Source organism: Piscinibacter sp. PDB5-1, assembly GCF_056676035.1.
Window position 1 is genome coordinate 676,869 of the sequence record NZ_JBWVZL010000001.1, and the last position, 16,581, is coordinate 693,449.

At 69.4% G+C, this 16,581-nt stretch carries 19 protein-coding genes; 10 read left to right on the forward strand and 9 right to left on the reverse strand.

Annotated elements, in window-relative coordinates; all coding sequences use genetic code 11:
* Positions 1 to 22: 22 nt before the first annotated feature.
* Positions 23 to 1,282 (reverse strand): RsmB/NOP family class I SAM-dependent RNA methyltransferase, encoded by a 1,260-nt coding sequence (locus AC1KAT_RS02980; protein ID WP_480322622.1) that lies wholly within the window; start codon positions 1,280 to 1,282, stop codon positions 23 to 25.
* A 44-nt stretch (positions 1,283 to 1,326) separates the two neighbouring features.
* Between AC1KAT_RS02980 and AC1KAT_RS02985 the strand changes: the two genes are divergently transcribed.
* From AC1KAT_RS02985 to panC, 6 genes are all read left to right on the forward strand, one after another.
* Positions 1,327 to 1,563, forward strand: a complete 237-nt coding sequence (locus AC1KAT_RS02985; RefSeq protein ID WP_480322624.1) for a DUF1653 domain-containing protein — start codon at positions 1,327 to 1,329, stop codon at positions 1,561 to 1,563.
* 74 nt (positions 1,564 to 1,637) lie between these two features.
* Positions 1,638 to 1,838 carry a DUF3460 family protein gene (locus AC1KAT_RS02990; RefSeq protein ID WP_480322626.1) on the forward strand — a complete coding sequence of 67 codons (201 nt, stop codon included), beginning with the start codon at positions 1,638 to 1,640 and terminating at the stop codon, positions 1,836 to 1,838.
* Positions 1,839 to 1,884: 46 nt separating this feature from the next.
* A complete protein-coding gene (locus AC1KAT_RS02995) occupies positions 1,885 to 2,733 on the forward strand; it encodes a segregation and condensation protein A (protein ID WP_480322628.1) in 849 nt (282 codons plus the stop codon).
* A gap of 79 nt (positions 2,734 to 2,812) precedes the next feature.
* A complete protein-coding gene (bioB, locus tag AC1KAT_RS03000; RefSeq protein WP_480322630.1) occupies positions 2,813 to 3,796 on the forward strand; it encodes a biotin synthase BioB in 984 nt (327 codons plus the stop codon).
* Positions 3,797 to 3,812: 16 nt separating this feature from the next.
* Positions 3,813 to 4,622 carry a 3-methyl-2-oxobutanoate hydroxymethyltransferase gene (gene panB / locus AC1KAT_RS03005; RefSeq protein WP_480322632.1) on the forward strand — a complete coding sequence of 270 codons (810 nt, stop codon included), beginning with the start codon at positions 3,813 to 3,815 and terminating at the stop codon, positions 4,620 to 4,622.
* Positions 4,623 to 4,648: 26 nt separating this feature from the next.
* Positions 4,649 to 5,482, forward strand: a complete 834-nt coding sequence (panC, locus tag AC1KAT_RS03010; RefSeq protein ID WP_480322634.1) for a pantoate--beta-alanine ligase — start codon at positions 4,649 to 4,651, stop codon at positions 5,480 to 5,482.
* Between the two features lie 55 nt (positions 5,483 to 5,537).
* Here the strand turns inward: panC and AC1KAT_RS03015 are convergent, their stop codons facing one another.
* The 5 genes from AC1KAT_RS03015 to AC1KAT_RS03035 all read right to left on the reverse strand — a co-directional run bounded on the left by AC1KAT_RS03015 (position 5,538) and on the right by AC1KAT_RS03035 (position 10,034).
* The gene (locus AC1KAT_RS03015) at positions 5,538 to 6,059 is read right to left on the reverse strand and encodes a hypothetical protein (RefSeq protein WP_480322636.1); all 522 of its coding nucleotides are present in this window, start codon (positions 6,057 to 6,059) and stop codon (positions 5,538 to 5,540) included.
* A 40-nt stretch (positions 6,060 to 6,099) separates the two neighbouring features.
* Complete coding sequence (locus AC1KAT_RS03020; RefSeq protein ID WP_480322638.1) at positions 6,100 to 7,974, reverse strand: ATP-binding response regulator; 1,875 nt, start codon at positions 7,972 to 7,974, stop codon at positions 6,100 to 6,102.
* Between the two features lie 8 nt (positions 7,975 to 7,982).
* Positions 7,983 to 8,711, reverse strand: a complete 729-nt coding sequence (locus tag AC1KAT_RS03025; RefSeq protein WP_480322640.1) for a response regulator — start codon at positions 8,709 to 8,711, stop codon at positions 7,983 to 7,985.
* Between the two features lie 113 nt (positions 8,712 to 8,824).
* The gene (locus tag AC1KAT_RS03030) at positions 8,825 to 9,277 is read right to left on the reverse strand and encodes a MaoC family dehydratase (RefSeq protein WP_480322642.1); all 453 of its coding nucleotides are present in this window, start codon (positions 9,275 to 9,277) and stop codon (positions 8,825 to 8,827) included.
* A 139-nt stretch (positions 9,278 to 9,416) separates the two neighbouring features.
* A complete protein-coding gene (locus AC1KAT_RS03035; RefSeq protein ID WP_480322644.1) occupies positions 9,417 to 10,034 on the reverse strand; it encodes a nucleotide-binding protein in 618 nt (205 codons plus the stop codon).
* 86 nt (positions 10,035 to 10,120) lie between these two features.
* On the opposite strand from AC1KAT_RS03035, the gene kefF reads away from it, so the two are divergent.
* Complete coding sequence (gene kefF / locus AC1KAT_RS03040; RefSeq protein WP_480322646.1) at positions 10,121 to 10,771, forward strand: glutathione-regulated potassium-efflux system oxidoreductase KefF; 651 nt, start codon at positions 10,121 to 10,123, stop codon at positions 10,769 to 10,771.
* Positions 10,771 to 12,654, forward strand: a complete 1,884-nt coding sequence (kefC, locus tag AC1KAT_RS03045; RefSeq protein ID WP_480322648.1) for a glutathione-regulated potassium-efflux system protein KefC — start codon at positions 10,771 to 10,773, stop codon at positions 12,652 to 12,654. Before kefF ends, kefC begins: the two co-directional genes overlap by 1 nt.
* 63 nt (positions 12,655 to 12,717) lie before the next feature.
* On the opposite strand, the gene AC1KAT_RS03050 is transcribed toward kefC, so the two are convergent.
* Entirely contained in the window at positions 12,718 to 13,872 is a 1,155-nt protein-coding gene (locus AC1KAT_RS03050; protein WP_480322650.1) for an iron-containing alcohol dehydrogenase, read from the reverse strand.
* A gap of 149 nt (positions 13,873 to 14,021) precedes the next feature.
* Here AC1KAT_RS03050 and AC1KAT_RS03055 point away from each other — a divergent pair, with 149 nt between their 5' ends.
* On the forward strand, positions 14,022 to 14,648 hold the full coding sequence (locus tag AC1KAT_RS03055) for a DsbA family protein (RefSeq protein ID WP_480322652.1): 627 nt from the start codon (positions 14,022 to 14,024) through the stop codon (positions 14,646 to 14,648).
* Here AC1KAT_RS03055 and AC1KAT_RS03060 read toward each other — a convergent pair whose 3' ends face one another.
* The gene (locus tag AC1KAT_RS03060) at positions 14,649 to 15,566 is read right to left on the reverse strand and encodes a LysR substrate-binding domain-containing protein (protein ID WP_480322654.1); all 918 of its coding nucleotides are present in this window, start codon (positions 15,564 to 15,566) and stop codon (positions 14,649 to 14,651) included.
* 89 nt (positions 15,567 to 15,655) lie between these two features.
* Between AC1KAT_RS03060 and AC1KAT_RS03065 the strand changes: the two genes are divergently transcribed.
* Positions 15,656 to 15,940 carry a hypothetical protein gene (locus tag AC1KAT_RS03065; protein ID WP_480322656.1) on the forward strand — a complete coding sequence of 95 codons (285 nt, stop codon included), beginning with the start codon at positions 15,656 to 15,658 and terminating at the stop codon, positions 15,938 to 15,940.
* Here AC1KAT_RS03065 and AC1KAT_RS03070 read toward each other — a convergent pair.
* Complete coding sequence (locus AC1KAT_RS03070) at positions 15,934 to 16,581, reverse strand: general secretion pathway protein GspB (RefSeq protein ID WP_480322658.1); 648 nt, start codon at positions 16,579 to 16,581, stop codon at positions 15,934 to 15,936. The genes AC1KAT_RS03065 and AC1KAT_RS03070 overlap by 7 nt on opposite strands.

The following is a 16,581-nucleotide window of genomic DNA, read 5'->3' on the forward strand; positions in this document are numbered from 1 at the left end:
CAGCCTTATGGATTGACCCGGGTCAAACTCGTTCCCACACCGCGGCAAAGAAGCCGTCGGTGCCGTGGCGGTGCGGCCACAGCCGCAGGAAGTCGCCGGAGACCAGGTCGGTCGCCTGGCTGACATGGGCCTTTTCAAGGGCGACGGCGGCAGGCAGCGGCTTGAAGTCGCGGGCATGAGCCTCGCTGAAGGCCTGGGCGATGGCCTCGTTTTCTTCTGTCAGGAGGCTGCAGGTCGCATACACCAGCCGTCCGCCCGACTTGAGCAGGCGGGCTGCACTGGCCAGGATGTTGGTCTGCTTTTCCCGCAGTTCGACCAAGGCTTCGGGCGACTGGCGCCACTTCAGGTCGGGGTTTCGGCGCAGCGTGCCCAGGCCCGAGCACGGGGCGTCGACCAGCACGCGGTCGATCTTGCCGGCCAGCCGCTTGATGCGCTCGTCGCGCTCGTGGGCGATCTGCACCGGGTAGACGTTCGACAGCCCGCTGCGCGCCAGCCGTGGCTTCAGCGCCGCCAGCCGGTGGCCGGAGGTGTCGAAGGCGTACAGCCGGCCGGTGTTGCGCATCGACGCCCCCAGCGCCAGCGTCTTGCCGCCGGCACCAGCGCAGAAATCGACCACCATCTCGCCGCGCTTGGCGTCGGTCAGCAGCGCGAGCAACTGACTGCCTTCGTCTTGCACCTCGACCTCGCCCGAGGTGAAGGCCGGCAGGTTGTTGATGGCCGGTTTGCCGTCGATGCGCAGGCCCCAGGGCGAATACGGCGTGACCGTGGTCTGCACGTTCGATTGCGCCAGCGCGGCCTGCACCGCCTCGCGCTTGGCCTTGAAGGTGTTGACCCGCAGGTCGAGGGCGGCGCTGCGGTTCAGGCTTTCGACCAGCGGCCAGAAGTCGTCGCCCAACTGGGCGCGCAGGCGCTGTTCGAGCCATTCGGGCAGGTTGTGGCGCAGCTTCTCGGGCAAGGCGTTGCGGTCGATGGTCTTGACCTGCTCCAGCCACTGCTGCTCGTCGGGCGAGAGCGCGGCGCGGAGGAAGCCTTCGTTGCCCTGCCAGCCCAGCGCGGCGAGCCGACGCTCCATCTCGCCCCGGCCCGATTGCGCCAGGTGCTGAAACAGCAGCCGGTGCCGCAGCACGTGGTACGTGGTCTCGGCGAGGGTGTGGCGCTCGCGCTGGCCGAGCGCGCGCTGTTCACGAAAGAAGGACGACACGACGCCATCGGCGGGTGACTGGAACTGCAGCACGCGGTGCAGCAGTTCGGTGGCAAGTTCAAGCAGGGCGTTCGGATGCATCGGCGGATTATCCTTGCCGCCCTTCCGAGCCCGACCGCGCCGCCATGAGCGACTCCGACCTGCCCCCCTTACCCGACACGCCGCCCGGCCGCTACCGCCATTACAAGGGCGGCGAGTACGAGGTGATGGGCGCCGCCCGCCACAGCGAAACGCTGGAGCCGCTGGTCGTCTACCGCCCGCTCTACAACGCCAGAGGCTGGTGGGTGCGGCCGCACGCGATGTTCTTCGGCACGCTCGACGTCGATGGCGTGGTGAAACGCCGCTTCGAGCGGGTCTTGTGATCGACGGCAAGGCGGCCATCACCCGCGCCGCTAAAATCCGCGGCTTTTCCGCTGCACTGCCTTCGGGTCGCCCCATGCCGCTCTTCTGGAAGCCTTACAAATCCGACGTCTCGCAGTTCATCGACGAGCTGAAGGCCAAGAAGCCCACGCTCGAAGCCGAGCAGCGCGCCGGGCGCGCCCTGCTGTGGGACAAGGAAATCGACCGCGAGGCCCAGGCGGATTACCGCGATGCGCGTGTCGCCCAGCAGCCCTACGTCTACCAGAACAAGGGTTGAGCACCGCTTCGGTGCTTGAGCCCGCTGCGGGTCACGTCGCGTGAACATGGAGGCGCTTGCGCCTGAATCGCCCCAGGGGCCGGCCGAAGTCGCCGGCTCGCCGAGCGTGGTCGATGGCGTGGCCGTGGCCCGGCTGTACGGCGAGCCGCTGTTCACGCTACCGACCGACCTGTACATCCCGCCCGACGCGCTGGAGGTCTTCCTCGAAGCCTTCGAAGGGCCGCTGGACCTGCTGCTGTACCTGATCCGCAAGCAGAACTTCAACATCCTCGACATCCCGCTGGCCAGCGTGACGCGCCAGTACCTCGCCTACGTCGAGCAGATCCGCAAGACCAACCTCGAGCTCGCCAGCGAGTACCTGCTGATGGCGGCGATGCTGATCGAGATCAAGTCGCGCATGCTGCTGCCCCCCAAGAAGACGGCGGAAGGCCAGGAGCCCGAAGACCCGCGCGCCGAACTCGTACGCCGCCTGCTCGAATACGAGCAGATCAAGCTGGCGGCCGCCAAGCTCGATGCGCTGCCGGTGATCGGCCGCGACTTTCTGCGTGCGCAGGTCACGATCGAACAGTCACTCGCGCCGCGCTTTCCCGATGTCGATGCCGACGAGCTGCGCGCCGCATGGCTGGACATCTTGAAGCGCGCCAAGCTCAACCAGCACCACACCATCACCCGCGAAGAGCTGAGCGTGCGCGAGCACATGAGCATCGTGCTGCGGCGCCTGCAAGGGCGGCGCTTCGCGCTGTTCGAAGACCTGTTCGACCTGACGCGCGGCCCGCAGGTGCTGGTGGTGACCTTCATCGCCATGCTCGAACTCGCCCGCGAGCACCTGCTCGAAGTGACCCAGGCCGAAGCCTTCGCGCCGATCTACGTCCGGCTGGCCTACCAGCCGGCCTGACGCCCGCAATCCCCTGCAAAAACCCCTTGGCGTGCAGTGGTTAGACTGCGCGCCTCTCCCAGAGCACAGGCTGGAATCCATGCAAGAAGCTGCTGTCCGCATCCACCCCCGCGTCGAACCCAAGGCCAAGCCCGAGCGCTGGTCGGTGGAGGCCATCGAGGCCTTGTTCGCCCTGCCCTTCAACGACCTGCTGTTCAAGGCGCAGCAAGTGCACCGCGAGCACTTCGACGCCAATGAAGTGCAGCTCTCGACGCTGCTGTCCATCAAGACCGGCGGCTGCCCCGAAGACTGCGGCTACTGCCCGCAGGCCGCGCGCTACGACACTGGCGTGGACGCCGGCAAGCTGCTCGACAAGGACACCGTGCTCGCCGCCGCCCAGGCCGCGCGCGACGCCGGCGCCACGCGTTTCTGCATGGGCGCCGCCTGGCGTTCGCCGAAAGACCGCGACATCGAGAAAGTCGCCGAACTCGTCAGCGCCGTGAAGGGCCTGGGCATGGAGACCTGCGCAACGCTGGGCATGCTCGACGAGGGCCACGCCGAGGCGCTGCAGGCGGCCGGCCTCGACTACTACAACCACAACATCGACACCGCGCCGGGCAAGTACGGCGACATCGTCAGCACCCGGCAGTTCGAAGACCGCCTGGACACGCTCGACAAGGTGCGCAACGCCGGCGTGAAGGTGTGCTGCGGCGGTATCGTCGGCATGGGCGAGTCGGGCCAGCAGCGCGCCGAACTCATCGCGGCCCTGGCCAACATGGACCCGTACCCCGAGTCGGTGCCCATCAACAACCTGGTGCAGGTCGAAGGCACGCCGCTCTACGGCATCGACAAGATCGACCCGCTCGAATTCGTGCGGATGATCGCCGTGGCGCGCATCACCATGCCCACCGCGCGCGTGCGCCTGTCGGCCGGCCGCCAGCAAATGGGCGAGGCGGTGCAGGCGATGTGCTTTCTCGCGGGCGCGAACTCGATCTTCTACGGCGAGAAGCTGCTGACCACCGGCAACCCCGACGTGGACGCCGACCGCCAGTTGCTCGACAAGCTCGGCATGAAGGCCGCGTGACCCCCCGGAGCCCGCGATGACCACCGAACGCAAGCCCATCACCCTGCACCGCCTGCGCCAGATGCACGCGGCCCGCGAGCCGATTGCGATGCTGACCGCCTATGACGCGAGCTTCGCGCGGCTGGTCGATGCGGCCGGCATCGACTGCCTGCTGGTGGGCGACTCGCTCGGCATGGTGCTGCAAGGCCACGAGACCACCGTGCCCACGACGCTCGACGAGATCGCGTACCACACGCGCTGCGTCGCCCGCGCCAAGCCGGCCGCCTGGCTGGTGGCCGACCTGCCCTTCGGCAGCTACCACGAGTCCAACGACCAGGCCATGCGCAGCGCCACCGCGCTGATGCAGGCCGGCGCGCAGATGGTCAAGCTCGAAGGCGGCGGCTGGGCCGTCGAGCGCGTGCACTTTCTGGTCGAACGCGGCGTGCCGGTGTGCGGCCACCTCGGCCTCACGCCGCAGTCTGTGCATGCGCTGGGCGGCTACCGCATCCAGGGCAAGAGCGACGAAAGCGCCGCGCGGCTCAAGGACGACGCGCAAGCCTTGTCGGACGCGGGCGCGGCGATGTGCGTGTTCGAGCTGATGCCTTCGGCGCTGGCGCGCGAGATCACCGATAGCCTGCCGATGATCATCATCGGCATCGGCGCCGGTGCCGGCACCTCGGGCCAGGTACTCGTGCTGCACGACATGCTCAACATCACCCAGGGCAAGCTGCCGCGCTTCGTGCGCAACTTCATGGAGGGCGCACCGTCGATCGGCGAAGCCGTGTCGCGCTACGTGACCGATGTGAAGGCACGCCGCTTTCCCGACGAAGCCGTCCACGGCTACTGACCCCGACCCCCGAGCCCGCCCGCGAGATGCAGACGCTCCACACGATTGCCGACCTGCGCGCTGCGCTGCCCCAGCCGGGCGCCTGCGCCTTCGTGCCCACGATGGGCAACCTGCACGAAGGCCACCTGGCCCTGGTGCGCCAGGCCCGCACACACGGGCTGCCGGTGGTGGTGAGCATCTTCGTCAACCGGCTGCAATTCGCGCCGCACGAAGACTTCGACCGTTACCCGCGCACGCTGGCGCGTGATGCCGAACTGCTGCGCGCGGCCGGCTGCAACGTCGTCTTCGCACCCGACGAGCGCGAGCTGTACCCGCAGCCGCAGACCTTCAAGGTGCAGCCCGACCCGGCGCTCGCAGACATCCTGGAAGGGCACTTTCGCCCCGGCTTCTTCACCGGTGTGGCGACGGTGGTGATGAAGCTCTTCCAGGTGGTGCAGCCGCGCGTGGCCGTGTTCGGCAAGAAGGATTACCAGCAACTGATGGTCATCCGCCGCATGGTCGAGCAGTTCGCGCTGCCCATCGCCATCGAAGGTGGGGACACCTGCCGAGCACCCGATGGGCTGGCGCTGTCATCTCGCAATGGCTACCTGAGTGAGACCGAACGCCGCGAGGCCGTGGCGCTGTCGCAAGCATTGCGCACGCTGGCCGAGGGCTACCGCGCCACGCCTGAGGCGCTGCAGGCGCTCGAAGCGCGGGCCGCAAGCGACCTCGCCACCCTCGGCTGGCAGCCCGACTACCTGACGGTGCGCCGCCGCGGCGACCTGCAAGTGCCCACGGCCGACGACGCGCAAGCGCCGCTGGTCGCGCTGGGCGCTGCGCGACTGGGCCCCACGCGCCTGATCGACAACCTCGAGTTCTGAGAAGGTGTGAACGCGGCCCACGCCGGGTTCATCCACAGCCTTTGAGGGCGCCGCGTCAGTTCGCGCCAGAGGCGGCGGACGCGGCGGGTGCGGGCGCCGATGCACCTGAGGCAGCCGGCCCGGGCAACTGACCCATCATCTCGATCATCGGCTGCAGCTGGCGGATCATCGCCAGCTCTTCGTCCACCTGCTGCGGCACGGTGGCGCACTGCGCATCGCGCTTCTTCGCCGACAACTGCAGCGACGCCTTGCGCTGCTTGTCGTAGGCGCCCTTGTCGTGGTCATTCTTCTTGAGTCGCTCGACCAGGACCAGCAGTTCGGCCTTGGCCGCTTCCGGGGCGGCGGAATGCGCCGCCATCTTTTGCAAGAGGCCGGCGCGCGCCTGCGTGAGCTGGTCGATCTTGGCCGTGTGGTCCACACCGCGTCGCTTGCACAGGTCGTTGATCGCCAGCATCTTGCCGTGCTCGACGAACACCTGGTCGTCGCCCGGCTGGGCCAGCGACACGGCCGACACCGCCAGCAGCACGGCACCCAGCACGGGCTTCACGACAAACGAGGTCACACGCGCTGGGATCAAGGCAAGCTCCGTCAAAAGTGCCCGGTACGGCACGGGGATATCACGTGGTCGGCGAACGCATGCCGAGCTTGAAACCGATCATCGCGCGCAGCTTGTTCGGCACCACGGGCTTGACCAGCAGGTGGAAGTCGTAGCGCTCGGCTTCCGCTTCGGGGCCGCTCATCGTGCTGCCCGTGACCATGATGGCGGGCACCGCGGGGCCGAAGCGCTCGCGGATGGCAGTGATGGCTTCAAGCCCGGTGCGGCCGTCTTCGAGGCGGTAGTCCACGATCATCAGGTCGGGGCGCTCTTCGGCCAGGTCGGCGCTTTGCGCCCACACACGCGCGGCATGCACGGTCTCGAATGACGCGACGCGCGCGCCCCAGCCCTTGAGCAGCACTTCGAGGCCGCCGCGCACCGCGGGCTCGTCTTCGACCACGACGATGAAGCGCCGGTCGAGCGTGAGGCCGAGCGGCGCCTTGCCACTCTGGCCCGTGGGCATCACCACGCGTGGGGCCTTGCCGATGGGCAGCACGAGCGAGAAGACCGAGCCGTGACCCTGCTGCGAACGCAGCGTGAGCGGCGCCCCCATCAGCCCGGCCAGACGCTTGACGATGGCCAGGCCCAGGCCCAGGCCCTTGCGCTGCTGCGGCGAGAGCGTCTCGCTGTAGGGCACCTGGTAGAACTCTTCGAAGATGTGCTCTTGCTCGCGTTCGCGGATGCCCACGCCGGTGTCCCACACCTGCAGCACGAGGCGGCCCCCGCGGCGCCGGCAGCTCACCAGCACGCTGCCGTCGTTGGTGTAGCGGATCGCGTTCGACACCAGGTTGCGCAGGATGCGTTCGACGAGGATCGGGTCCGCATACACGTTGTGATGCTCGCCGCGGAAGCGCAGCGCGAGCCCCTTCTCGAACGCGGCGGGCTCGAAGTGCAGCTTGAGCTTGCGGAAGATGTCGCCCACGTTGAAGTGGGTCGGGTTCACATCGACACCGCCGGTATCGATCTTGGTGATATCGAGCAGTTCGGAGAACAGGCCTTCGAGCGCATCGACCGAGCCGTTGATGCTGGTCACGAGGCTGGCCACCTCTTCGTCGTGGCTGCGCTGGCGAAGCGCTTCGGCGAACAGGCCCATCGCATGCAACGGCTGGCGCAGGTCGTGGCTCGCGGCGGCGAAGAACTGCGTCTTGGCGCGGCTGGCCACTTCGGCCTGCTGGCGCGCGGCGTCGGCCGCGGCCTTTTCGGCGCGCAGCTGGATCATCAACTGGTCGGCGCGCACCTTGATCTGCAAGAGGCCTTCGTAGTTCTTGCGGTAGCGCCGGCTGAAGGTGACCGTCGTGCCCGAGATGAACAACAGCGCGCCCGCCAGGAAGAGGCTGTCGAAATCGCCCGGCAAGGCCACGCGCACGATCAACGGCACCAGCGTCAGGCCACAGAACTCGTAGAAGGTGTTGTTCTGCGGCGAGAGGATCTGCATCGCCGCCATGCAGAAACTGTAGATCGTGAGGATCAGGCCGATCTTCTCGGTCGCGCCCCCGTACCCATAGAAGAACCAAGCCGCGCCACCCCACAGCACGCCGGCGGCGAGCGTGAACGCGCGCCAGCGCTGGTACCAGCGCAGCGACTCTTCCAGCGTGTGCGGGCGGCTGCGCTGGTAGCCCCAGTTCATCCACACCCGCAGCAGGCCGTGCAGCCCCAGCAGCGCCAGCCACGCGAGCATGCCCGCGCGCGGCACATGCTGCCAATAGAGCGTGGTGATGACGATCGCGCCCGCCGCGGTGGCGAGCATCGTGGTCGGCAGGTACGAAAAGACGTTCTCGACGCGCTCGGCTGCCGCCTGGTCGCGCAACTGCGCCTTCAGGGCCGCGCTGTCGCTCAGGCCGGCATCGGCCTCGCCCAGGGTGGCAGCGGTCGGGGCGGTCGCCGGGGCATCGCTCATGGATGGCATCAGCGCGCGTTGCTGCCGCGCCAGGTCGAGAAGCCGCCGTGCTTTTGGCTCATCTGGCTGACGGCCAGCACGGCCTGCGTGCGCGAACTGACGTTGAGCGCGCGCAGCACGGCGGCGACGTGGTCCTTCACGGTCTCGACCGACAGGCCGAGTTCACGGGCGATGAGCTTGTTGGGATTGCCTTGCAGCAGCAGCGCCAGCACGTCGGTCTGACGCGGCGTGAGGCCGAGCGACGCCAGGCTGGGTTGTTGCTGGAACTCGCCGCCGGCCGCCTCACGGCCGACCACACCGAGCTGGCCCCGGGCCGGCACGTCGGGTTCGAGCGAACGCTCGGAGCCGATGTTCATCGGCGGCACGTAGATGCCGCCCGACATGACCATGTGCAGCGCCTCGAACAGGGTGTCGTTGCTGGCGCGCTTGGGCACGAAGCCCATGGCACCGAGGTCGATGGAGCGGATCACGTCGCTGGCGCGGTCGGAGGCCGAGACCACCACCACCGGCAGCGCCGGGTAAGCGGCGCGGAACTCGACCAGCAGATCGAAGCCGTCGGCGTCGCCGAGTTGCAGGTCGAGCAGGACAAGGTCGAAGTCTTTGTCGGCCTTGAGCGCTTCGCGCGCCTCGCGGGCACTGCCCGCACCGACCACCTTGACGTTGTCGCCGAGACCCTGAATCACGGTCTGCAAAGCCGAAAGGATCAACGGGTGGTCATCGACCAGCAACACTTTCATCGGCTTTCTCTCCAGGGGTCAAACGGCGGCCCGGCATCGTAAGCCACGGCACCCCTCCCCCGGGGGAGACCCCCCGTAAGGGGGTAAATCGCGGCGCTGCGCCGCTCAGCCGCTCAGGTGAAGCGGCGCGCCAGCGTTTCGGCGATGCACACCGGCTTGCTGCCGCCTTCGCGCTCGATGGTGGCTTCGGTGGTGACCTGTGCACCGCCCTCGATCGGCTCGTAGGCCACGAGCTTGAAGCGCGCGCGCACCCGGCTGTTCACCGGCACCGGCGAGGTGAAGCGCACCTTGTTCAGGCCGTAGTTCACGCCCATGCGCGTGTCGCTCACGGTGAAGGCCTGCGCGTTCAGTTCGGGCAGCAGGCTCAGGGTCAGGAAGCCGTGGGCGATGGTCGTGCCGAAGGGGCCGGCCTTGGCGCGCTCGGGGTCCACGTGGATCCACTGGTGGTCGCCGGTGGCCTGGGCGAAGAGGTTGATGCGGTCCTGGTCGATGGTGACCCAGTCGCTGACGCCGATCTCCTGGCCGACCAGGGCTTGCAGGTCGGTGAGCTTCTCGAAAACCTTCATGTCTTGCCTTTGTTGGATGCGCTTGCGGGTGCGGGACGAAAGCCCGCGAGCCTACCGCGTGCCGGCGCGGGCGCTGTCACCTGCAGGTCAAACCACGACCCGACGCGCGCAGCTCAGGCGCCCGCTTCAGGCGCTCGTGTCAGGCATTCACCCAGTCGATGACCGGCTGCCACTGTTCGAGGTCGCGCTCGACGCGGCTGGGCGCCACGTCCCACAGCGTGAGGCCGCGTGCGGCGAGGTGCACATAGTTCTGCGTGTCGCGCAGGAAGCCGAGCACCGGCACCTTCAGCGTTCCGAGAAAGCTGCGCAACTGGTCGGACGAGATCGTGCCTTCCTTGGTGCGCATGCCCACCACGGCGATCGAGACCTTGTCGCTGCGCCGGTGCGCCAGCAGCTCTTGCACGAAGGCATGGGTGGCCTGGATGTCGAACAGGCTGGGCTGCAGCGGCACCAGCACCTTGTCGGCGACCTTCATCGCCATGTCGAGCCGCTTGCCGTGCAGGCCGGCCGGCGTGTCGAGCACCACGTGGGTCGTGCCCTTGGGCGGGCGCACGATCTCGGCCTCGTCCACGTCCCAGCCGGCAATCGGCGGCAGGTGCGCGGGGCGCAGCGCCAGCCAGCCCCGGGCGGACTGCTGCCGGTCCACGTCGCCCAGCATCACCGCATGCCCGGCATGTGCCAGGTAACCCGCAAGGTTGGTGGACAGGGTGCTCTTGCCAACCCCGCCCTTCGGATTCGCCACCACGATCACCGGCATGTGAGCCTCCAGAATGCGCGTGCTGGCGGCGATGTTACCCAGGCGCTTCGCCGCACCGCATCAAGACTTACCCAGCGCCCCACACCATGCCCATCGCCGACGCCACCCCGCACGCCGACATCCTCGTGCTGACCGCCCATCCAAACATGGCGCTGTCTCGCGTCAACCGCACCTTGATGCAGGCCGCCGCGCGCGCGGGCGGGCCGCGGGTGGCGGTCTGCGACCTGTACGCCCTGTACCCCGACTACCTGATCGACGTGGCCGCCGAGCAGGCCCGGCTGGCCCGCGCGCAACTGGTGGTGTGGCAGCACCCCATCCACTGGTACAGCATGCCGCCGCTGATGAAGCTGTGGCTGGACGAGGTGCTGAGCTTCGGCTGGGCCTACGGCCCGGGCGGCACCGCGTTGCGCGGCAAGGACGTCTGGCTCGTTGCCTCGACCGGCGGCCCGGCCGAGTCGTACCAGCCCACGCGCTACAACCGCTACCACTTCGACGCCTTCCTGCCGCCCTACGAACAGACCGCCGCGCTGTGCGGCATGCGCTTCCTGCCGCCGATGCTGCTGCACGGCGCGCACCACGCCGACGAGGCCGCGCTGGGCGCGCATGCGCAGACCTTCGCCAAGCGCCTGCGCAGCTACCCCGATTGGCCCGAGCTGGCGGGGCTCGACGAGTGCCCGGCCTGCGAGGTGCCGTCCGACGCCCGCCCGGCGCGCGCCGCCACCAACGGAGCCGCCTGATGGAACACAGCAGCTGGCTCCACATCAGCCTCGTCTACCTGGCCGCCGCCGTGCTGGCGGTGCCGCTGGCCAAGAAGCTCGGCCTCGGGTCGATCATCGGCTACCTCGGCGCGGGCATCGCCATCGGCCCCTGGGGGCTCGGGCTCGTCACCGACCCGCAAGACATGCTGCACTTCGCCGAGTTCGGCGTGGTGCTGATGCTCTTTGTGGTTGGCCTCGAACTCGAACCCCGCCGCCTGTGGGCGCTGCGGCGGCCGATCTTCGGCTGGGGCAGCGTGCAGCTGTTCGGCTCGGCGGCGCTGATCGCCGGCCTGGCCTACGCGCTGGGCGTGCCGTGGCAGCTCTCGCTCGTGGCCGCGCTCGGGCTGGCGCTGTCGTCCACCGCCATCGGCCTGGGCGTGCTGGCCGAGCGCAACCTGATGGCCACCAGCGGCGGCCAGAGCCTGCTGAGCGTGGCGCTGCTGCAAGACATCGCGGCCATCCCCATCCTCGCGCTGGTGCCGCTGCTGGCGGTGGGCGCCGCCACGCACGACGACGCCAACGGCTGGCTCGAAGCGGCCAAGGCCATCGGCGTGATCGCCGCCATCGTGCTCGGCGGGCGCCTGCTGCTGCGCCCCGCGCTGCGCTGGATCGCCCGCAGCGACACGCCCGAGATCTTCACCGCCGCCTCGCTGCTGCTCGTGGTGGCCACCGCCGCGCTGATGCAGGCGGTCGGCCTGTCGATGGCGCTCGGCGCGTTTCTCGCGGGCGTGCTGCTGGCCGAGAGCGAATACCGCCGCGAACTCGAAACCGACATCGAGCCCTTCAAGGGCCTGCTGCTCGGCTTGTTCTTCATCGCGGTGGGCATGAGCATCGACTTCGCGGTCGTGCTGCGCCAGCCGCTGCTGATCGCCGGCGTGGTGCTGGGTTTCCTGGCGCTGAAGGCCGTCGTGCTGTGGGCCATGGGCCGCGCGATGCCGCTGCCCAAGCCCGAGCGGCCGGTGTTCATCATCTTGCTGGCCCAGGGCGGCGAGTTCGGCTTCGTGGTGTTTCAGACGGCCACGCAGTCGGGCGTGATGGACGCGGCCACCTCGTCGCTGCTGGTGGCGTCGGTCGCGCTGTCGATGCTGCTGACCCCGCTGCTGCTGGTGGCGGCCGACCGCTGGTGGGCGCCGCTGCTGGCCGGCCAGTCGCGCCGCACGCTGCCCGAGATCGACGAGCCGCAGAGCGCGCCGGTGATCATCGCGGGCTTCGGGCGCTACGGGCAGATCGTCGGCCGCCTGCTGTACGCCAACGGCATCCAGGCGACCGTGCTCGAACACGACGCCGAACAGATCGAAGCCCTGCGCAAGTTCGGCTGGCGTGTGTTCTATGGCGACGCGACCCGGCTCGACCTGCTGCGCACCGCCGGCGCGGCCACCGCGCGCGTGCTGGTGCTGGCCATCGACGACGTGGAGCAAAGCGTGAAGACCGCGCGCGTGGTGCGCCAGCACTTCCCGCACCTGAGCGTGGTGGCACGGGCGCGCAACGTGCAGCACCAGCTCGAACTGCGCGAACTCGGCGTGACGCTGGTCGAACGCGAAACGCTGGGCTCGGCCTTGGCCAGCGGGCGCAGCGTGCTCGAAGTGCTGGGCTGGGAGCCACACCAGGCGCGCAACCTCGCGCTGCGTTTTCGCCGCCACACGCAAGAGCAGATCGACGCCATGGCGCCCTACCGCAACGACGAAGACAAGCTGATCGCCGTGGCCAAGCAAGGCCGCCAGCAGCTCGAATCGCTGTTCGCGCAAGAACGCCAGAACGCCGAACGCATGCAGGCGCGCACCGGCTGGGACCCCCACGACGGCGCCGCCACCGGTGCATCGCCAGAGGCGCCGCCCCAAGGCAAAGGGCCCGACCCGGCGTGATGCCGGCCTCGGGCCCTGGCTTGCACTCGCTGCGGCGCGGCCACCGAAGCGGCCGCGCGCGGCTTACATCGCGGCTTCGAAGATCGCTTCGATGTCTTCTTGCGTGAGCTTCTTCGGGTTGGTGTAGCCCGCGCCGTCCTTCATGGCGTTGGCGGCCATCAGCGGGATGTCTTCGCGCTTGACGCCCAAGTCCGACAGCTTGGCGGGAATGCCCACCTCGATGGCCAGGTCGCGCATGGCCTTCACGGCGGCTTGCGCAGCGGCTTCGTCGCTCATGCCGGTGGTGTTGACACCCATGGCGCGGGCCACGTCGGCCAGGCGCGGGGCGCAGGCGCTGGCGTTCACGGCTTCGACGTGCGGCAGCAGCATCGCGTTGCACACGCCGTGCGGCAGGTTGTACTGGCCACCCAGCTGGTGAGCCATCGCGTGCACGTAACCCAGCAGCGCGTTGTTGAAGGCCATGCCGCCGAGGAACTGCGCCGCGGTCATCTGCTCGCGGGCTTCGATGTCTTCCTTGCCGTTCTTCACGGCGCGCGGCAGGTACTGGGCGATCAGCTTCATCGCGTGCAGCGCGCAAGCGTCGGTCACCGGGGTGGCCATGCGCGACACGTAGGCTTCGACGGCGTGGGTCAGCGCGTCCATGCCGGTGGCGGCAGTCAGCGAGGGCGGCATGCCCATCATCAGCTGCGGGTCGTTCACCGAGATCAGCGGGGCGATCTGGCGATCGACGATGCTCATCTTGATGTGCTTGGTTTCTTCGGTGATCACGGCGAAGCGCGTGATTTCGGCGGCGGTGCCGGCCGTGGTGTTGACGGCGATCAGCGCCAGAGGGGCCTTCTTGACCTTGTCGGCACCGCGGTAGTCCATCACCGTGCCGCCGTTGGTGGCGAGCACCGCGATGACCTTCGCGCAGTCGTGCGGCGAGCCGCCCCCCAGCGAGATGATGCAATCGGCGCCGGCCGTCTTCAGCGCGGCCAGGCCGGCTTCGACGTTCGAAACCGTCGGGTTCGGCTGCACGCCGTCGAACACCGTGACCTGCACTTCGCGCTCGCGCAGCAGGCCAGCCACCTTTTCGGTGACGCCCAGGGCGGTGAGCGGGGCGTCGGTGACGATCAAGGCGTGCTTGTAGCCGCGCGACTTGATGAGCGTCATGGCGTCGGCGAGACAACCAGCGCCCATGATGTTTTCGGCGGTCATTACGAACTGTCGGGTGGCCATTGGGGATCCTCGGGGGTCAAAAAGCAGTCGCGTATTTTGGCCCATGCGCCCCGGGCCGCCGTGCGCCCGGTCAAGGGGGTGCGGGCATGTCGTCGCGGCCCCCAACCCGGCGCATAGACTCGGCCGCCGCCCACCCCGCCCGCTTGCCCATGCCCAGCCCCGCCCCCACGCCCACGGTCGAGTTCTGGTTCGACTTTCCCAGCAACTACAGCTACCTCGCCGCGATGCGCATCGCGCGCGAAGCCGCGGCCCGGGGCGTGCAGGTGCAGTGGCGGCCCTTCCTGCTGGGGCCGATCTTCCAGCAGCAGGGGTGGACGACCTCGCCCTTCGTGCTGCAAGCGCGCAAGGGCGCCTATGTGTGGCAGGACACGCGCCGCCTGTGCACGAAGTACGGCCTGGGCTGGACGCAGCCGAGCAGCTTTCCGCGCGCGTCGATGCTGCCCGTGCGGGTGGCGCTGGCCGCCAGCGGCGAAGCCTGGATGCCCGAGTACTGCCGCCGCATCTTCACGCGCAATTTCGTCGAAGACCGTGACATCCACACGCCCGAGGCCGTGGCCGAGGTGCTGGCGGGGCTGGGTCTGCCCGCCGCCGACTGGCTCGACCGCGCCCAGGCCGAGCCCAACAAGGCCCGCCTTCGCGAGCAGGTGGACGAAGCCCTGCGCCGGGGCGTGTTCGGGGCGCCGAGCCTGTTCGTCGGCGACGAGCTGTTCTGGGGCAACGACCGCCTGGAAGACGCGCTCGACCACGCCGTCAGCGTCGCGCAGGCCGCGCGCTGATCACTCGGCGGCGTCGCCCCGGGCCGCCTCGGCGCAGATCCACGCCGCGACCGCGCGCACCTCGTCGCGCGGCGCGGCCTCGGCGCCGATCAACCAGTAGGCCCGGGTCGCATCGCCCGCCGGCCGCGCCTCGCCCAGCGCCACCAGGCGGCCCTCGTCGAGCAGCGGCTGCACCAGCGCCTGCCGGCCGAGCGCGATGCCCTGGCCTTGCAGCGCGGCGTGCACCACCTGGTCGTATTGGCTGAGGCGCAGCATGCCGGTGCGGCGCACCTCGGCCAGGCCCAGCGCGGCGAGGCGGTCGTCCCATTGCAGCCAGGGCAACCGGGGGTCGTCGAGTTCGATCAGCACGTGCGCGGTCAGCGCCTCGGCGAAGGGCTGGCCCTCGGCCACGAGGCCCGGGCGCGCCACCGGCAGCACGGTTTCATCGAAGAGCCGCACCGCGCCTTCGGGCACGGCCGAGGCGGGGCAGTAGCGAAGGGCGAGGTCCATGCCTTCGGCGCGCAGGTCGAGCACGTGGTTGCTCGACGCGAGACGCAGGTCGATGCCCGGGTGCAGGGCCCGAAAGCGCGACAGGCGCGGCAGCAGCCACCATGCCGCCACGCTGGCGCTGGTGGTCAGGGCGACGGGCTGGCGCTCGCCGGATGCGCTCACGGCGAAGAGCGTGTCTTGCAGTTGCTGCACGGCGGCGTCGGCCACACGAAACAGGCGCTCGCCTTCGGGCGTGAGGTCGATGCGGCGGTGGCTGCGCACGAGCAGCTTCACGCCCAGCGTGTCTTCGAGGAGCGCGATCTGCCGGCTGACGGCCGACTGCGTCAAAAACAGGTCTTGCGCCGCCTGCGTGATGCTCATGCGCCGGCCCACGGCGACGAAGCCTCGAAGCTGGTCCATGCAGGTGAGGCGCGACAAGGGCAGTGACATTCCGAATCCTCATGCGAAGCGCGCGAAAAGGTCGTTTGAGCGGGCGCCGGGGTTTCGCTGCAATGGCGGCTCGACTTCAGGAGCCTTCCATGGACATCACCCGCCGCCCCTTTGCGCCCCCTGAGCCTCAGGCCGCCCCGACCCGCCCGCGCACGGGCTCGCATCATCGCTGGATCGCCACTGCCCTCGCCGGGCTCGGGCTTGTGTCGGCGCTGCTCATGCTGGCGCCGGTGGGTGAGCCGCCGGCCGACGCCGCCGAAGTGTCGGCCGACGCGCTGTTCGCCGCGCGCATGCTCGCCGGCGAGTTCGCCGTGCTCGACGGCGCGCCCTCGCGTGGCGCGTCCGCCGCGCCAGCGCTCACGTCGGCTCAGTAGTCGATGCGGTAGCGGTAGCCGCGAAATTCGAGCACGGCCGACTTGTGCCGGATCTGCTCCAGCGTCAGCCCGGGGCTCACCCGGGCCCCTTCGAAGAACACCTGGCCGTTGAGGATGAGCATGCGGCTGGCCGCGTTCTCTGAGTACGACGCACCGCCCACGGTGAGGCGCGGCAACTCGCGGCGCACGTTCTCGGGCAGCTCGTTGAAGCTCAGCACCCGAGGCTCGCGGCGCGGCGCTGACGCCGTGGGCGGGGTGGCGGCCGCAACCGTCGGGGGCTTGCGCGCGGCAGCGGCCGCCTCGGGCGGTGGAGGCACCGGCTCGGGCAACTCCAGCACCGGCCCGGTCGATGGCGGCAAGGGCGCCGGCACCAAGGGCGGTGCAGGCGCCACAGGCACGGCGGCGAGGGCAGGCGCCGGGGCCACGGCCACCGGCTCAGGCCCGGCCGGCCAGAGGCTCCACGCCAGCACGGCGGCCAGTGCGGCCACCAGCGCGACGATCACACCCACCAGCAGGCGCTGGTTCGCGGGCGCGGGCGCCTCTTCGCTGCGGTCCGTGCCCTGCTGCGTATACAGGCCAGGCACGACGCCGCGCTCGCGCTCGGAATCGGCTCGCCGCAATGCGTCCAGGATGTACGACAT

Excerpts from the sequence above, each read along its gene's own strand:
- AC1KAT_RS02980 (WP_480322622.1), bottom strand. The coding sequence starts at position 1,282 with ATGCATCCGAACGCCCTGCTTGAACTTGCCACCGAACTGCTGCACCGC.
- AC1KAT_RS03050 (WP_480322650.1), bottom strand. The coding sequence starts at position 13,872 with ATGGCCACCCGACAGTTCGTAATGACCGCCGAAAACATCATGGGCGCT.
- AC1KAT_RS03020 (WP_480322638.1), bottom strand. The coding sequence starts at position 7,974 with ATGAGCGATGCCCCGGCGACCGCCCCGACCGCTGCCACCCTGGGCGAG.
- AC1KAT_RS03060 (WP_480322654.1), bottom strand. The coding sequence starts at position 15,566 with ATGTCACTGCCCTTGTCGCGCCTCACCTGCATGGACCAGCTTCGAGGC.
- AC1KAT_RS02990 (WP_480322626.1), top strand. The coding sequence starts at position 1,638 with ATGCCGCTCTTCTGGAAGCCTTACAAATCCGACGTCTCGCAGTTCATC.
- kefF (WP_480322646.1), top strand. The coding sequence starts at position 10,121 with ATGCCCATCGCCGACGCCACCCCGCACGCCGACATCCTCGTGCTGACC.
- AC1KAT_RS02985 (WP_480322624.1), top strand. The coding sequence starts at position 1,327 with ATGAGCGACTCCGACCTGCCCCCCTTACCCGACACGCCGCCCGGCCGC.
- AC1KAT_RS03065 (WP_480322656.1), top strand. The coding sequence starts at position 15,656 with ATGGACATCACCCGCCGCCCCTTTGCGCCCCCTGAGCCTCAGGCCGCC.
- panB (WP_480322632.1), top strand. The coding sequence starts at position 3,813 with ATGACCACCGAACGCAAGCCCATCACCCTGCACCGCCTGCGCCAGATG.
- AC1KAT_RS03035 (WP_480322644.1), bottom strand. The coding sequence starts at position 10,034 with ATGCCGGTGATCGTGGTGGCGAATCCGAAGGGCGGGGTTGGCAAGAGC.
- AC1KAT_RS03025 (WP_480322640.1), bottom strand. The coding sequence starts at position 8,711 with ATGAAAGTGTTGCTGGTCGATGACCACCCGTTGATCCTTTCGGCTTTG.
- panC (WP_480322634.1), top strand. The coding sequence starts at position 4,649 with ATGCAGACGCTCCACACGATTGCCGACCTGCGCGCTGCGCTGCCCCAG.
- bioB (WP_480322630.1), top strand. The coding sequence starts at position 2,813 with ATGCAAGAAGCTGCTGTCCGCATCCACCCCCGCGTCGAACCCAAGGCC.
- AC1KAT_RS03055 (WP_480322652.1), top strand. The coding sequence starts at position 14,022 with ATGCCCAGCCCCGCCCCCACGCCCACGGTCGAGTTCTGGTTCGACTTT.
- AC1KAT_RS03030 (WP_480322642.1), bottom strand. The coding sequence starts at position 9,277 with ATGAAGGTTTTCGAGAAGCTCACCGACCTGCAAGCCCTGGTCGGCCAG.
- AC1KAT_RS02995 (WP_480322628.1), top strand. The coding sequence starts at position 1,885 with ATGGAGGCGCTTGCGCCTGAATCGCCCCAGGGGCCGGCCGAAGTCGCC.
- kefC (WP_480322648.1), top strand. The coding sequence starts at position 10,771 with ATGGAACACAGCAGCTGGCTCCACATCAGCCTCGTCTACCTGGCCGCC.
- AC1KAT_RS03070 (WP_480322658.1), bottom strand. The coding sequence starts at position 16,581 with ATGTCGTACATCCTGGACGCATTGCGGCGAGCCGATTCCGAGCGCGAG.